The organism is Corynebacterium durum (genome assembly GCF_030408675.1).
In the GTDB taxonomy this organism is placed as follows: domain Bacteria; phylum Actinomycetota; class Actinomycetes; order Mycobacteriales; family Mycobacteriaceae; genus Corynebacterium; species Corynebacterium durum.
In genome coordinates this window covers 1,802,540-1,816,457 of the sequence record NZ_CP047200.1, presented here as the reverse complement: position 1 = coordinate 1,816,457, position 13,918 = coordinate 1,802,540, and the positions used below count along the sequence as shown (strand labels likewise).

Annotated in this window: 14 protein-coding genes; 9 read left to right on the top strand and 5 right to left on the bottom strand. The window is 58.6% G+C overall.

What is annotated here, in order from left to right; translation table 11 throughout:
• Positions 1-208: 208 nt before the first annotated feature.
• Positions 209-1,048: a CPBP family intramembrane glutamic endopeptidase gene (locus tag CDUR_RS08430; protein ID WP_179417862.1), complete on the top strand. Its 840-nt coding sequence runs from the start codon at positions 209-211 to the stop codon at positions 1,046-1,048.
• Here the strand turns inward: CDUR_RS08430 and CDUR_RS08425 are convergent.
• From CDUR_RS08425 to CDUR_RS08410, 4 genes are all read right to left on the bottom strand, one after another.
• On the bottom strand, positions 1,029-1,964 hold the full coding sequence (locus CDUR_RS08425) for an NAD(P)-dependent alcohol dehydrogenase (protein ID WP_179417861.1): 936 nt from the start codon (positions 1,962-1,964) through the stop codon (positions 1,029-1,031). The genes CDUR_RS08430 and CDUR_RS08425 overlap by 20 nt on opposite strands.
• 110 nt (positions 1,965-2,074) lie before the next feature.
• Positions 2,075-2,677 (bottom strand): TetR/AcrR family transcriptional regulator, encoded by a 603-nt coding sequence (locus CDUR_RS08420; protein ID WP_179417860.1) that lies wholly within the window; start codon positions 2,675-2,677, stop codon positions 2,075-2,077.
• Between the two features lie 5 nt (positions 2,678-2,682).
• Entirely contained in the window at positions 2,683-4,014 is a 1,332-nt protein-coding gene (locus CDUR_RS08415; protein WP_179417859.1) for a DUF4921 family protein, read from the bottom strand.
• 62 nt (positions 4,015-4,076) lie between these two features.
• On the bottom strand, positions 4,077-5,171 hold the full coding sequence (locus tag CDUR_RS08410) for a glycerate kinase (protein ID WP_179417858.1): 1,095 nt from the start codon (positions 5,169-5,171) through the stop codon (positions 4,077-4,079).
• A gap of 116 nt (positions 5,172-5,287) precedes the next feature.
• On the opposite strand from CDUR_RS08410, the gene CDUR_RS08405 reads away from it, so the two are divergent.
• The 7 genes from CDUR_RS08405 to CDUR_RS08375 all read left to right on the top strand — a co-directional run bounded on the left by CDUR_RS08405 (position 5,288) and on the right by CDUR_RS08375 (position 12,763).
• Positions 5,288-6,334 (top strand): esterase/lipase family protein, encoded by a 1,047-nt coding sequence (locus CDUR_RS08405; RefSeq protein WP_179417857.1) that lies wholly within the window; start codon positions 5,288-5,290, stop codon positions 6,332-6,334.
• A gap of 248 nt (positions 6,335-6,582) precedes the next feature.
• The gene (gdhA, locus tag CDUR_RS08400) at positions 6,583-7,926 is read left to right on the top strand and encodes an NADP-specific glutamate dehydrogenase (RefSeq protein ID WP_006063781.1); all 1,344 of its coding nucleotides are present in this window, start codon (positions 6,583-6,585) and stop codon (positions 7,924-7,926) included.
• A 344-nt stretch (positions 7,927-8,270) separates the two neighbouring features.
• On the top strand, positions 8,271-9,092 hold the full coding sequence (locus CDUR_RS08395; RefSeq protein WP_179417856.1) for a DivIVA domain-containing protein: 822 nt from the start codon (positions 8,271-8,273) through the stop codon (positions 9,090-9,092).
• Positions 9,093-9,096: 4 nt separating this feature from the next.
• Entirely contained in the window at positions 9,097-9,630 is a 534-nt protein-coding gene (locus tag CDUR_RS08390; protein WP_179417855.1) for a YceD family protein, read from the top strand.
• Positions 9,627-10,394, top strand: a complete 768-nt coding sequence (gene rnc, locus CDUR_RS08385) for a ribonuclease III (protein WP_179417854.1) — start codon at positions 9,627-9,629, stop codon at positions 10,392-10,394. Before CDUR_RS08390 ends, rnc begins: the two co-directional genes overlap by 4 nt.
• On the top strand, positions 10,387-11,241 hold the full coding sequence (mutM, locus tag CDUR_RS08380; RefSeq protein ID WP_179417853.1) for a bifunctional DNA-formamidopyrimidine glycosylase/DNA-(apurinic or apyrimidinic site) lyase: 855 nt from the start codon (positions 10,387-10,389) through the stop codon (positions 11,239-11,241). Before rnc ends, mutM begins: the two co-directional genes overlap by 8 nt.
• Before the next feature lie 43 nt (positions 11,242-11,284).
• Positions 11,285-12,763: an alanine/glycine:cation symporter family protein gene (locus CDUR_RS08375; protein ID WP_179417852.1), complete on the top strand. Its 1,479-nt coding sequence runs from the start codon at positions 11,285-11,287 to the stop codon at positions 12,761-12,763.
• Positions 12,764-12,768: 5 nt separating this feature from the next.
• Here the strand turns inward: CDUR_RS08375 and CDUR_RS08370 are convergent, their stop codons facing one another.
• Complete coding sequence (locus tag CDUR_RS08370) at positions 12,769-13,446, bottom strand: HAD-IA family hydrolase (RefSeq protein WP_179417851.1); 678 nt, start codon at positions 13,444-13,446, stop codon at positions 12,769-12,771.
• A 119-nt stretch (positions 13,447-13,565) separates the two neighbouring features.
• Between CDUR_RS08370 and CDUR_RS08365 the strand changes: the two genes are divergently transcribed.
• Entirely contained in the window at positions 13,566-13,850 is a 285-nt protein-coding gene (locus tag CDUR_RS08365) for an acylphosphatase (protein WP_040360366.1), read from the top strand.
• Positions 13,851-13,918: the final 68 nt, after the last annotated feature.

Sequence of the window (13,918 nt, the reverse complement as noted above, 5' to 3'; positions counted from 1 at the left end):
CGCTAAAGCTAGCAGCGTAGATTGCGTTGAGTTGCTAGGACGATAGGGTGATGGTCGGATCCTGTAGAAAGGTTTTCTATTCTTTCTGGGAAAGCTAGGTCTACCCCAACGGGGTAGACCCCATTCTACCTTTGGTTTTAGATTCTCTGTTCTTCCTTAAGCTTGGCTGCCGGAGAATCTCGAAAAGGACAATCAAAGGTAGATCATTATGGCATCAGGGCGCGATTGGCAAGAAACGTACGATCAGAAGGAACCTCGTAACCCCAAACCCTACGCACTCGCACTTTTGTGGGCTGTGATTATGGCTCCGATTACCTTGTTGCTGGGGGCTGTTCAGCCGTTCACCAACATTCCATTTCAGGTCTTGCCGCTGGTCATGGTTGGCCCGTTTGCTGCAGCAGCCTTATGTAAACTCAGTGTGCCGTCGTGGTTTCCACCAGATGCGCCCCGAGCCACCACAGCTTTAACCAAAAAGGCCTGGATCGCCACCGCGTTATCGTCCCTTGTGTATGTCCTCACGCTAGTACTCCTCGCCACACCTGGCTATACCCCGTTTGTTGTCCATGACTGGCCTAAACCTATAGCAGTTGTGGCCGTGTGTATTGGTTTTATATTTGGCTCGTGGTGTGAGGAGGTAGGTTTCCGTGGCATCATGTATCGAGCGTTGGCGGCGAAGTTGGGTCCGTGGCCAAGTGTGGTTATTAACGGTGTGTTCTTTGGTTTGTGCCACCTTCAGTATTTCGACGTAGGCGTTCTTCCGGTGATTTTGTTTGTGGCCTCCGCAGTGTTGTTGGACGTCATTATGGCCGCACTGTGGACAGGTTCGTGGACGCACAGAGTCCTGATTGCTACGGCTATTCATGCTGTGGTGAATATTTCTATAGAAGCCACCGGCACAGATTTGACGCAGATGTACCCGTATGTCGTAATGCTGGCGGCGACTATTGTGAGTGCCTTATGTGCCCTGGCACTTGGCCGCACATTCAAAATCGGCGATTTATTACCCGCAAAGCAGCCACGGCAGCCGCTTAATCCTCCCACGATATAACCAGTTTTCCGTGCGCGGATTCTGCGGCACTGTAGGCACGGTAGGCGTCCCGTACTTGTTCCGCAGGATAGATGCCGCCGATCACGGGCCGAATCTCACCTGAATCAACTTTCTGCGCCAGCCACGCTAGCCCTGTGGGGTTGGCACCAGCAGAGACGATCCGAATGCGCGGCCCGCGCCTCACCAGCGACCGGAGCACATCCATCACGGCGGGCGCGACCGTCGTAAAGCGCCCGCCGGGTGCCAGAAGCGCACGGTAGGGCAGAAGGTTGATGCCTGCGGTGTCCAAGATGAAGCTGTACCTGCCAGGGATCGAGCTGGGTGGGGTGATGTGATAGCTGAAGGTTTGCCCTGCACCTACGTGCTTTGCGATGCCCTCTTCAGCCCCTGTCACTGCATCAACCTCGGCACCCAATGCCAGGGCAACCTGGATGGCGGTTGATCCCACGCCGCCGTTGCCGCCGATTACCAGTACTTTTTCACCAGCTTTTAGCCCAGCGAACCCTTTGAGTGCGGCGAGTCCAGCCAAAGGGAGGGCGGCTGCTTCGACCAGGGGAATGGTGGTGGGCGCTGGGGAGAGGCAATGTGGGGAGACGGCGATGTAGTCGGCGGCGGCGAGGCTGGTGCCGGGGCGTCGGAACCCGACGTAGCCCCACACGCGGTCGCCAACCTTATATCCGCTGACGTGCGCCCCGACAGCGCTGATGGTTCCAGCAAAGTCCACGCCGGTGCCGATGGGGAAGGAGCGTCCGGTGAAGAGCTTCATTTTTCCTTCCTGTTCCAGAACGTCCATCTGGTTGACGCTTGACCCGGCAACCCTGACGAGGACTTGTCGTGGGGTGATGTTCGGTGTGGTGATGTCGCCGAGGTGGAGTGCCTGCGGTCCGTTGTAGGAGGTGAATTGTGCTGCGCGCATGGCTTGAGAGTGTCCTTTCATAGGCCATAAATAGTTACGCTACGTAGCGTAGCTATATCTGCTCGGGCGTGCAAGCCCCTGTGCCTGCCTGACCCCTATAAGCAGCCCTCTTAGCCGACTCCCAGCGAGCGCAGCATGTGCTCAGCCAACTGGTTAGTTAGCACCTCAGTGTCAGTCTCTCCCAGCATGTGCACGGATGCGTAGGGGATACCCAACAACGCGGCGTGGAGCACAGCAACATCCACCACGGTGTCCGGTGTGAGTTCGGCTCGCGCGCTGGCGCGGTCAATTATTGCCGCGATGTGCTCGGTGGTGGGAGTGACAAAGGCATCGCGGAGTCGTTGACGCATCTCGGGGTCAGCCGCGACGGCATCCAAAAACCCAGGAAGGACTTTCTGGGACATGTCGCTGGCGGTGAAATTCACGGTCATCTCGGCCAGTGCGCGAACGTCGCCAGCCAAAGATCCTGTGTCAGGAAACTCATCCTCAGCTCCATGAAGAACTAGCTCAAAAACCATTTCTGCCTTGGATTTCCACCGGCGGTACACGGTTGTTTTGGCCACGCCGCTGGCCGCACACACGCCTTCGATGGTCATGGCGGAAAAGCCGATGTCGTTGAGCTGTTCCCGCACGGTCGCTGCGAGTTTGTCGTCGGTTTTAGCTCGCCGGGACCGACGACCATCCACCGTGTTGTCGGCTGCGTCCTTAACCATGCCACTCACCTCAGCACGGGATTGTATTTCAGGCTGTTGCGGTCAACGCGGCATTCGGTGGCTATGCGAATGTTGGGGGAGATGGCTCCTTCGTCACGCAGCGCGTAGAACTGGCTGACCATGCGGTCGCGAATGTCAAAGGGGGAGACGGTGTTCAGGTAGATTTTCGTACCTCCCTCAAATCCAGCGAGCGTCGAAACGCGCCATTTAATCATGACGCGCCAGGGCATGGGAATGTCCAGGTCGATGGGCTTGTGGTGCCATTCCTCATTGCAGGGTACGTCGGGTCCAGCGGCGGCGTGGCAGGCGTGGATGAGATCGCTCATGGCGCGAATTTCCTCGGCCGTGTGCAGCCACGGTTCGGCTGCGGCGGACTTGGAGTAGACCTCCAGGGTGGGGTAGCGGTGCCCGAACCCGGCGAAGCAAACAGCATGGTCGTTTTCGGCGATGATGAGGTTGTGATACCCGGCGTAATCTACGGCCCATTCGTTGAACATGTTGGGGTTAGCGCGAAGGCGTTCGATTTCAAAGTCGGCTTGGACACTGCGTTCGTCAATAGAGACGAGTTGTTTGTGCAGGTGGTCGAAGGATGCGCCGGCGGGTTTCAGCCAGTTTTGGAACACCGCCACGTACGGAACATAGCGGTTTTTGGCGTAGAGGTCTTCCAACGAGTCGAGGGTAAAGCGGATGAACTGTTCATGTTCCTCGGGGGTGAGTGTCCCGGAGGAAGCCAGTTGGTTGTCGTATTCCGCGCCGTCCACGTAGTGCCTACGACCGATGATCACATCGTGTCCACCCGCGAAAAAACCACCCGCCTGGTCCAGCAGTTCCTTGTCGCTGAGTTCACTACTGTCTTTACCGGCAGCAGCGAGTTTGGTGCGCACAATGGTGAGCACATGTTCGCGGCCTTGTGGATCGCTCAGGTATTTCTCCATGAACTCCGCCACATCGGGGTGCATCTCAAAACCATAGTTGGCCTGCCAGTAGTCGTAGGAGACGATTTCAAACAGGTTGGGTACGCGCCGAAATTCCGCGACGCTGTTGTCTAACTCAGCCGGTAGCAGCCCGCGTTGAATACTCCACGTCCCGCGCGCGTCCTGCACCATGCGGGATTTCTCCGGCGGGGTGGACAGCTTGTTTGCCGAACAGAACGCGCAGGTCGCGGTGTGCGCATCAGGCCCCAGCGGCTGGGGGGTTGCCGCAGGCACCGAGAGCGGACGGTTGCCACGACCAGGCACGGTCCACACTTCGGTTCCGCTGAACGGGTTGATCTGCTTGATAGTGCCGTCCGCCATGGTCACAAGCGGAGTGGGGCGGGCGTGGAGATGGTCAGACATACCCACTACCTTATCGCTTCTCGACGCCCCGACAGCCCCCGATCCCACGCACCATACCGCGTCTATTGCTGAGGCAACGCCGCAGCGATCCGGCGTCCGGCCTCAACAAGCTGCGCTTTCGCATCTGGATTATCGGAGAGTTCCACCATACTTACCCCCTGACCAGCAATTTTTTCCTGGAATGACCCGGCCACAACGACCACTGGGACATCGGCGGCGACGGCCATATCGAGCACCGTACCCACCACCTTGCCGCGCGTGGATTGCTTATCAAACCTTCCCTCACCCGTGACCACCAGGTCGGCGGAGTGGATCAGCTCGGGGAGGCCCACCGATTCGGCGACCATGCGTGCGCCGGGCAGCACATGAATGTGGGAATGATTGCCATGCATAAGTGTGGACAGCCACGTTATTCCGATGGGCAGCCCACCAGCGGCACCGAAGCCTGGGGTGGTGGGGTCCACTTCGCAGATGTCGCAGAGCTGGGTGAGCGCGGCGTCGAGAAGTGTGATGTCCTCCGGCGTTGCGCCTTTTTGCGGCCCGAACACGGCTGCTGCGCCATCGGGGCCGGTGGCGGGGTTGGTGACGTCGGTGAGTAGCACCCATTCGACGGCCGCGGCGGGAATGTTGAGTTGAGCAGTGTCAAAACCCGCGAGTTCGGTGAGTGAACCTCCGCCTGGTCGCAGCGGATGACCGGCCTTATCCTGCGGAGTTGCGCCTAGTGCAACAAGTATCCCGGTGCCGCCGTCGACGGTGGCAGTGCCTCCGAGGCCCAGAATGATGCGTTGTGCGCCGCGTGTCACGGCGTCGGCAATAAGCACGCCGGTTCCGTAGGTGTCGCCGGTGAGGGGTACGGGATGGTCGGCAACGGCGGGCAGGCCACTGGCTGCGGCGACGTCAATGTAGGCTTCCGCCACGTCGCCGTCGTTGAACATGTAGGTGGCTTCAGTGAGTCGGCCCGCCGCGTCGGTGGTAGGAAGCGTGACGGGGGTACCGTCGAAACAGCTCGCAGTGCCCTCGCCACCGTCGGCCATGGGCACCAGCACCAGCTCGGCATCAGGCAATGCCTCGGCGATGCCTTCGGCGAGGTAAGCGGCGGCGTCGTGGGTGGTAGCGGTTCCTTTGAAAGCGTCCGGTGCGATAACAATTGTGGTCATGGAGGAGGTCCTCGGGCGTGGGGGTGGGGGAAAGTTGTGTTCAGGATACGTGACGATACGCTGGACGGTGTGTAGTTAGTTTCCTGCAATGAATTAAGTGGGGTACCGCAATGCTCATGCGCACGACGACTGCAAGGATTCTGGTGACAGTGCTGATCGTGGCGGCGGTGGTCATGCCACCTTTGGTGCGCGCCCAGCCGCATCACGTTCAGGGTCAGGTGGAGGGGCCGATGTTCCACACGCTGGCTGAGGCGTATAAGTATCGCGTGGAGCATAAGGATCAGCCGGTGGTACCGCAGGGGGTGAATGACCCGGATTGCCGGGTCACGCCACAGCATAAGCAAGCGGTCGTGTTGGTGCATGGCACGGACACCACCATGTACGCGGATTATTCGCAGTTGGGAGCCGCTATTGCTCAGGCGGGATGGTGTACGTACGGGTTTGATTACGGTGCTGGTCCGGCACCCGATAAGGGTTTTGGCTGGGCGCCGATTGAGCAGTCCGCGGAGCAGCTTGACCAGACCGTTGCGGCGGCACGGCGTTCTTCCGGGGCGGAGTCGGTGGTGTTTGTGGGGTTTTCCCAAGGTGCGACGGTGACGCGCTACTGGATGCACAGCGACCCCGCCCATGCTGCGGCAACCCACAAGTGGATTGGGTTGGCGTCGCCCACGCGGGGAGGGAATTTCTATGGGTTGGCGCACCTTGCCCAGACGTTTCCGTGGCTGCACGACGTGGTGGGGAGCTTTGGTTTGCTCTCGCCCGCGTTGAACGAGCTGATGACGGATTCGGAATTCAACCAGCGCTTGAACACCCCAGCAGAAACGGTTCCTGGTGTTCGGCACGTGACCATTTCCACGCGGTTTGATGAGATGATGCCGGAGGGTCACAACGCCGCTATTCACGCTGGTCAGAACGCGGATGTAGATAACATTGTGGTGCAGGATGTGTGCCCTGACAACCACGGTGGACACATGTTCATGACCTACAACCCGACGGTGATTGACCTGGTGCTTTCAGAACTTGGTGCGGTTTCCCGCGACCGCGTGCGCTGTGCCCCCGTCCCGCTGGGGTATTCCATGCCGGACGTCATGCTTTTCGACGCTCCGCGCAAGCTACTGGGTGGCACGGACAGACCCACTCCGGTGGATATTTCTACTATGTGATAGATATAACAGCGTTGCTACTGGGGTGACATGACGCGCGCCCCACCAGCGAAAAACTAGTGAATGACAGAAAACTCGTGTCGGTGCGTGCGTTCCCGCAGGCCCGCTTGACTTGCATGAGGCAAGAAGGAAACGAAAAATATAAATCGGCCCCAAACTGTTGAACCGAGCTTTTTAAACCAAGCTTTTTAAACCTAGCCGCACGCAGGAACATCCCGGTGGGTGTGCGAGGAGATTGGAAAAATAACATGTCCGTTGATGAACAGGTGTCCAGCTACTACGACATGCTGCTGAAGCGCAACGCTGGCGAACCCGAATTTCACCAGGCCGTCGCAGAAGTACTCGACTCCCTCAAAATTGTCTTGAACAAAGACCCGCACTACGCCGACTACGGTCTCATCCAGCGTCTGTGCGAACCGGAACGCCAGTTGATCTTCCGCGTTCCGTGGGTTGACGACAACGGCGATGTCCAGGTCAACCGCGGCTTCCGCGTCCAGTTCAACTCCGCGCTCGGCCCCTACAAGGGCGGCCTGCGCTTCCACCCCAGCGTCAACCTGGGCATCATCAAGTTCCTGGGCTTCGAGCAGATCTTCAAAAACTCCCTCACCGGCCTGCCCATCGGTGGCGGCAAGGGCGGCTCCGACTTCGACCCGAAGGGCAAGTCCGATGCCGAAATCATGCGCTTCTGCCAGTCCTTTATGACTGAACTGCACCGTCACATCGGCGAATACCGCGACGTGCCCGCCGGTGACATCGGCGTTGGTGGCCGCGAAATCGGCTACCTGTTTGGCCAGTACCGACGCCTCGCCAACAAGCACGAATCCGGTGTGCTCACCGGTAAGGGCCTGACCTGGGGTGGCTCCCTCGTGCGCACCGAAGCCACCGGTTACGGCTTGGCCTACTTCACCAACGAAATGTTGAAGGCTCACGGCGCTGAATTCACAGGCTCAAAGGTTATTGTGTCCGGCTCCGGCAACGTGGCCATCTACGCCATCGAAAAAGCCCAGGAACTCGGCGCAACCGTTATCGCCTTCTCTGACTCCTCCGGCTGGGTGCACACCCCCAACGGTGTTGACGTTGCAAAACTCAAGGACGTTAAAGAAGTTCGCCGTGAGCGCGTCTCCACCTATGCTGACGAGGTGGAAAGCGCGACCTACCACCCCGAAGGCTCCATCTGGGAGCTTCCCTGCGACATCGCACTGCCTTGCGCCACCCAAAACGAGCTCGATGGCGCCGCAGCTCGCACCCTTGCTGACAATGGCTGCAAGTTCGTTGCTGAGGGCGCCAACATGCCTTCCACCGCCGATGCCATTGAGGTGTACCGCGAACGTGGCATCCACTTCGGCCCCGGCAAGGCAGCCAACGCTGGTGGAGTGGCTACCTCCGCGTTGGAAATGCAGCAAAACGCCTGCCGTGACTCCTGGAGCTTCGACTACACCGACAAGCGCCTCCACGACATTATGAGCAACATCTTCAAAACCTGTGCCGCAACCGCCAAGGAATACGGCCATGACGGTGACTACGTGATCGGTGCCAACATCGCTGGCTTCAAGAAGGTTGCCGACGCCATGCTTGCCCAGGGTGTCATCTAGCCTTTAGAAGACATTCGCATTACCTGCCTTCCGGTGCGCTGGACGGCAGGTTTTCTTTTATGCTTTGAACAACGGTGTGGTCTATGAAATGTACGCGTTGGGCGGACCGAGCGTACATTTCATAGATCGCGGCTCATAGATCACGGCGCCCTCGACACGTTTGCGTAGAAGAAGATCTACCATCAGGTGTGTAAACAAGCATGAAAGTATGCTTATCCTCAAGCTCGAAAACAAGGCATTCCTGGGCCTGAACGTAAGCAAACTTTGCATGTTCTTGTCTGCGCGAAACGCCTACCAGGGTGTCTTCCGCAGTTGAGTGCCTTTTCGGGGGTAGCCTGGTGAGCATGTATCGTGTTTTTGAGAATCTCGATGAACTTCAGCAAACTGTCCAGCAGGCGTATGGCGTGCCTATGACGGCTAACTGTATGGTGCCGCGTAATGAATTCCTCGCGCTTCTCGACGACCTCCGCGACGCCCTCCCCGTCGAAATCGACGATGCACAGGACGTCTTGGATAACAAGGACCAGATCATCGAAGAAGCACATGATCACGCAAATGGCCTGGTTGAACGCGCCGAGGGGGATGCGCAGGAGCTGCTAGAGCGTGCCCGCCACGATGCGGACGTGATGTTGGGGGACGCGGAGAATCGCGCGCATGCGATGGTGGCCAAGGCGAAGGAAGAGGCTGATCGCGTGATGCACAATGCTCAGCGTGACGCCCAGGATATGGTTAACCGCGCGAGCGCGGAGGCCGAGCGCTTGGTGTCCAGTGGTAATGAGTCGTATCAGCGCAGCGTGGATGAGGGCCTTGCGGAGCAGCATCGCCTGGTCAGCGAGGCTGAGGTGGTGCGCCGCGCAAACGAGGAGGCTCACCGTATTGTGTCGTCCGCCCATGCGGACTCGAATCGCCTGCGCGGGGAGTGCGATACGTTCGTGGACCAGAAGCTTTCCGAGTTTGAGGATTTGTTGTCGTCGGCACTTCGCACTGTGTCCAAGGACCGCGCGGCACTGCGCAGGGGCGCTGGTGTGTCGGGCCGGGGCATGCAGGAGGGCGAGTACAGCTCTGGTGAGTACAGTGGCGCCGGCGAGTACTCGTCTAAAGAGTATTCCTCCAGCGACTACAAGCGCGATGAGTACGAGACTGAGGATTACGGGTACGATTCATAGAATCATGACTTCACCTTTTGTTTTTGATGTGGCCGGGTTGTTGCGCGGCCCTGGTTTGCCTGTTCAAGAGTCCAACACGGGCCAGTCGCCGGTGCGTGTTGGCGTGCCCATGATCGCCGTGGATGAGGGTGCCGAGGTCACGGTGGATGCCACGTTAACCCCGTTGGGCGAGGGCGTCATGGTCGATGCGACGGTGACCGCCCCGCTGACGGGGCAATGTTCGCGGTGCTTGAGGGATTTGAGTGCGGAGCGTTCCTTCAAGTTCAATGAGGTGTTTTCCGCATCGGAGTCGTTTATCCAGGGCGATGCTGTTGACCCTGAGGATGACGAGGTTCCCGCCATCGTCAATGATCGCCTGGATACTCTGCAGACCTTCATTGATGCCGCGGTCTTGGAGTTGCCGTTTAACCCCACGTGTGAGGATATTCTCGGCGAGGAGTGCGAGGATAATGATGTCCCGTCGCCGGATGGCATTTCGGGCGAGGAAAATCAGGATCGTGTAGATCCCCGCTGGGCTGGTTTGGAGAAGTTCAAGTGAGCCGGAGTAAGGGCAGCAAGAGGCGCGTTGATGGCCAGCAGGTGCTGCGCGAGGCATTTGAGTCGGTTGACCATGAGCCACTTTTTGAGCGTCTAGGCGTGCGCATCCGCGAGGATTTGTTCATGCTGTCGCTGACGCATCGTTCTTTCGCCTACGAGAATGGCATGCTGCCGCACAATGAACGCCTCGAGTTTTTGGGCGATTCCATTTTGGGCTTGTCGGTGGCGGACCAGTTGTACCGCCAGTACCCAGATCGCCCAGAGAGCGATATTTCCAAGATGCGCGCTAGCATGGTCAGCCGTTATGGCCTCGCGGATATTGCCCGAGAGATTGGCCTTGGTCAGCATATTTTGTTGGGTAAGGGGGAGCGCGCCACGAATGGTCAGGATAAAGACTCCATTTTGGCGGACACCACCGAGGCGATTTTCGGCGCGGTGTACCTGGAGCATGGGTTTGATACGGCCCGCGAGGTGATTTTGCGCTTGTTCAAGTACAAGATTGATCACGCCTCTGCGCAGGGATTGCATGCGGACTGGAAGACGGCGTTGCAGAATTTGGTGTCAGAGCGGAGGCTGCCGCAGCCTGAATATGAGACATCCTCGGTTGGGCCGGACCATGATTTGGTGTTCACGGCGATCGCCCGCGTGGATGAAGCTGAGCTGGGTACGGGGAAGGGGCCTAGTAAGAAGCAGGCGGAGCAGCAGGCGGCGCGTGTGGCGTTTCATGCCCTGCGGGATAATGTGACCACGCTGCCGGATGCCTGAGCTTCCCGAAGTTGAGGTTGTCCGTCGCGGCCTTGAGCAGCATGTTCAGGGCAGGACGTTGGTGGGGCCTGAGGTTTTGCATCCCCGTGCCGCGCGGCATAACACCACCCCGAGGGACGTCGAGAAGCGTCTCGACGGCGCGGTGGTGCAGGCCGTGGAGCGTCGTGGGAAGTTCCTGTGGCTGGTCTTGGGGGATGAGGCGCTGCTGGTGCACCTGGGTATGAGCGGGCAGATGCTGATGAAGGGGCCGGAGGAGGCAACGCACCGTCACCTGCGTGCGCGGGTTCATCTTGATGACGGCAACCAACTGTGGTTTGTGGATCAGCGTACGTTTGGTTATTGGTCGGTAGTGCCGCTTATCGACGCCCCGGTTCCCTCAGCTCATCAGCGCATTCCAGCGTCGATTGCGCACATTGCGCCGGATTTGCTGGACCCGACGTTGGACCTGAGCGACCTGGCGCGCGCGGTAAAGCAGAAGGACACAGAGGTTAAGCGCGTGTTGTTGGATCAACGCGTGGTTAGCGGGATCGGCAATATTTATGCTGATGAGATGCTGTGGCAGGCGGGGCTGCATGGAAGGCAGCGGGCGTCGAAAATAGCAACTTCGCGGTTGGTGTCGCTGTTAGAGGCAGGGCAATCGGTGATGGAGCATGCGTTGCTGCAAGGCGGTACAAGCTTTGATGACTTATATGTCAACGTCAATGGTGAGTCGGGGTATTTTGACGTGTCGTTGAACGCGTATGGGCAGCAGGGCAAGCCATGCCCGCGGTGCGGCGACGCAATTGTGCGAGAGGAGTTCATGAATAGGGGCAGCCATTTCTGCCCGACATGTCAAAAAGAATATTGATATCTTGCATATTCATCACTGGGGGCAGCTAAGGTATGTTTTTATGGATGCGCTGACAGACAAGATTGATTTGTTCAACGAAAAATACTGGATTTTTGTCCTGTTCTTGCTGGTGGGGGCTGGCCTGTACTTCTGTGTCCGCACCGTGGTGGTACAGCTGCGCTATATTCCAGACATGTTCAAGGCGGTCGCAGAACCGCCGTCTGAACTGGAATCTGGCCAGAAGGGCATTTCCGCGTTCAAGGCGTTTACCATTTCAGCTGCATCTCGTGTGGGTACTGGCAATGTTGCGGGGGTGGCGTTGGCCATCGCGACGGGTGGTCCAGGTGCTGTGTTCTGGATGTGGACGTTAGCGATCATTGGTGGTGCTACCTCCTTTGTGGAATCCACCTTGGCGCAGGTGTACAAGGTGCGGGATAAGGATTCCTATCGAGGTGGACCGGCCTACTACATTACCAAGGCGCTGGGATGGCGCTGGTTGGCGGTGCTGTTTGCAGTGCTGATCACTGTTACCTACGGCTTTGTGTTTAATGCGGTGCAATCCAACTCTATTGCGGGATCGATTGCTAATTCCTTCGACCCTGAGGGCACCAACGCCATGCGCATCAAGATTATCGTGGGCGTGGTGTTGGCCCTGTTCACGGCGCTGATCATTTTCGGTGGTGTACAGCGCATCGCCACCGTGACCCAGGTGATCGTGCCGATCATGGCCGTGGGTTATATTGCGGTGGGGCTGATCGTGGTGGTGCTGAACATTCAACACGTTCCTGGCATGATCGGGACCATTGTGGAGCATGCATTTGGCATTGAACAATTCGCGGGCGCGGCGCTGGGCCAAGTGGTATTGAAGGGGGCGCAGCGCGGACTGTTCTCTAACGAGGCCGGTATGGGTTCAGTACCCAATGCTGCTGCAACGGCATCGGTGTCACACCCGGCGAAGCAGGGCCTGATCCAAACGCTGGGCGTGTATTTTGACACGATCGTGGTGTGCTCGGTCACAGCATTTATTATTCTGCTGTCGGATCGGGTCGGGTCGGATTCTGAAGGCGGCATTGCACTGACCCAGAACGCACTGGCGGACAGCGTCGGCGGCTGGGGCGTGCACTTCCTCACGGTGATGATTTTGTTCCTGGCGTTTTCCTCCGTGATCGGCAACTACTACTACGGCGAGGCGAATATTGAGTTCCTGACCAGGAACCGCATGTACCTAAACATTTTCCGCGCAGTTGTGGCGCTGTGCGTGTTCGGTGGTGCCATCGGGTCAGTGCCTTTGGTGTGGTCGCTGGCGGATACCTTCTCCGGGTTCATGGCAACGGTGAATTTGATCGCGTTGATCCCGCTGGGCGGGGTGGCCATTGCCGTGCTGCGGAATTTCTCCAAGCAGCGCGCCCAGGGTATCAACCCGGTATTCCATCGTGATGATGTTCCGGGGCTGAAGGGCTGGGACGGCATGGAATGCTGGGACGGCACGGACCCCATCACCTGGCGTGATAAGGAAACATCGGCCGATACCAGCGCCTAGATGCGCTACGGGGTGGCGACGGTGAACGTACCGTCGCCGAGGGCGTCGACAGTAACACCACGGAAGTCGGGGATATGCGGATGCGCCTGCATGCGGTCGTCATGCCGCGTGGCAGACCCCACAACCACCACCTGAGCCCCGGCGGCAATGCCTGCGGTAATGCCCGCGTCGGCGTCTTCGAAAACAACAGTCTGGCTAGGGGCAACCCCTAGCTGCGATGCTGCGGTGAGGTAACCCTCGGGGTTGGGTTTACCTTGGGTGATCGTCTCGGGGGTGACCAACACGTCGGGGATGGGAAGCCCCGCCGCCACGATGCGGGTTCGCGCCAGGTCGGCGGTGGCGCTGGTGACCACCGCGTACGGCACGCCCAGCTGGTCTAGCTGTTGAAAGAACGCCACGGCACCAGGAATTGCCACGATGCCGCTGGTGATGCGGATTTCCTCAGCTGTGCGTTCGTCACTGAGGTGTTGGTGCTCATCCGCCGATAGGTCCGGCAGGAAATGTGCGATGGTGGTGATGGAGGGGCGCCCGTGGGAAAAACTGAGAATGTCGTCGGCGTCGAGGTTGTGGCGCTTGGCAAATACCCGCCATAGTTTTTCCACAATGGCGTTGGAATCGAGGATGGTGCCGTCCATATCAAAGAGGAAGGCGCGGCCGGTGGCAAGGAGATGAGTGCGTGACATGAGGGGTGGGCCTTTCTGGTGTGTGCCCAACAAAAGGAACGTGGGGGTTCACTTTCGATCATAGGCTTGCAGTTGCTCATGTGGTGCTTGCCTACGCTGAGGTTGCTTACACTGGGACTATGGAGACACTTCGAATGACAGCCTGGGTGCACGGCACCGTGCAACATGTGGGTTTCCGCTGGTGGGTGCGCAGCGAGGCACTGGAACTCGGACTTTCCGGTTCGGCCACAAATTACCCAGATGGCCGGGTATGCGTGGTGGTGGAGGGAGACCGCCCGCAATGTGTGGCCATGTTGGGATTATTGATGGAAAACCCGTCATCAACCGGGCGGCCGGGGCACGTGACCTCGGTGATTGACCAGTGGTCGACGGCGCGCGGTGTGTCAGGGTTTGAGGTTCGTTGACGGATCACAATCAGCCGTGAAAGCCTCTTCACGCCTCCCCGGTGTCAAGTCACATCAATGTTAGTATT

Excerpts from the sequence above, each read along its gene's own strand:
- CDUR_RS08365 (WP_040360366.1), top strand. The coding sequence starts at position 13,566 with ATGGAGACACTTCGAATGACAGCCTGGGTGCACGGCACCGTGCAACAT.
- gdhA (WP_006063781.1), top strand. The coding sequence starts at position 6,583 with ATGTCCGTTGATGAACAGGTGTCCAGCTACTACGACATGCTGCTGAAG.
- CDUR_RS08425 (WP_179417861.1), bottom strand. The coding sequence starts at position 1,964 with ATGCGCGCAGCACAATTCACCTCCTACAACGGACCGCAGGCACTCCAC.
- mutM (WP_179417853.1), top strand. The coding sequence starts at position 10,387 with ATGCCTGAGCTTCCCGAAGTTGAGGTTGTCCGTCGCGGCCTTGAGCAG.
- CDUR_RS08430 (WP_179417862.1), top strand. The coding sequence starts at position 209 with ATGGCATCAGGGCGCGATTGGCAAGAAACGTACGATCAGAAGGAACCT.
- CDUR_RS08375 (WP_179417852.1), top strand. The coding sequence starts at position 11,285 with ATGGATGCGCTGACAGACAAGATTGATTTGTTCAACGAAAAATACTGG.
- CDUR_RS08415 (WP_179417859.1), bottom strand. The coding sequence starts at position 4,014 with ATGTCTGACCATCTCCACGCCCGCCCCACTCCGCTTGTGACCATGGCG.
- CDUR_RS08405 (WP_179417857.1), top strand. The coding sequence starts at position 5,288 with ATGCGCACGACGACTGCAAGGATTCTGGTGACAGTGCTGATCGTGGCG.
- CDUR_RS08390 (WP_179417855.1), top strand. The coding sequence starts at position 9,097 with ATGACTTCACCTTTTGTTTTTGATGTGGCCGGGTTGTTGCGCGGCCCT.
- CDUR_RS08420 (WP_179417860.1), bottom strand. The coding sequence starts at position 2,677 with ATGGTTAAGGACGCAGCCGACAACACGGTGGATGGTCGTCGGTCCCGG.
- CDUR_RS08410 (WP_179417858.1), bottom strand. The coding sequence starts at position 5,171 with ATGACCACAATTGTTATCGCACCGGACGCTTTCAAAGGAACCGCTACC.
- CDUR_RS08395 (WP_179417856.1), top strand. The coding sequence starts at position 8,271 with ATGTATCGTGTTTTTGAGAATCTCGATGAACTTCAGCAAACTGTCCAG.
- CDUR_RS08370 (WP_179417851.1), bottom strand. The coding sequence starts at position 13,446 with ATGTCACGCACTCATCTCCTTGCCACCGGCCGCGCCTTCCTCTTTGAT.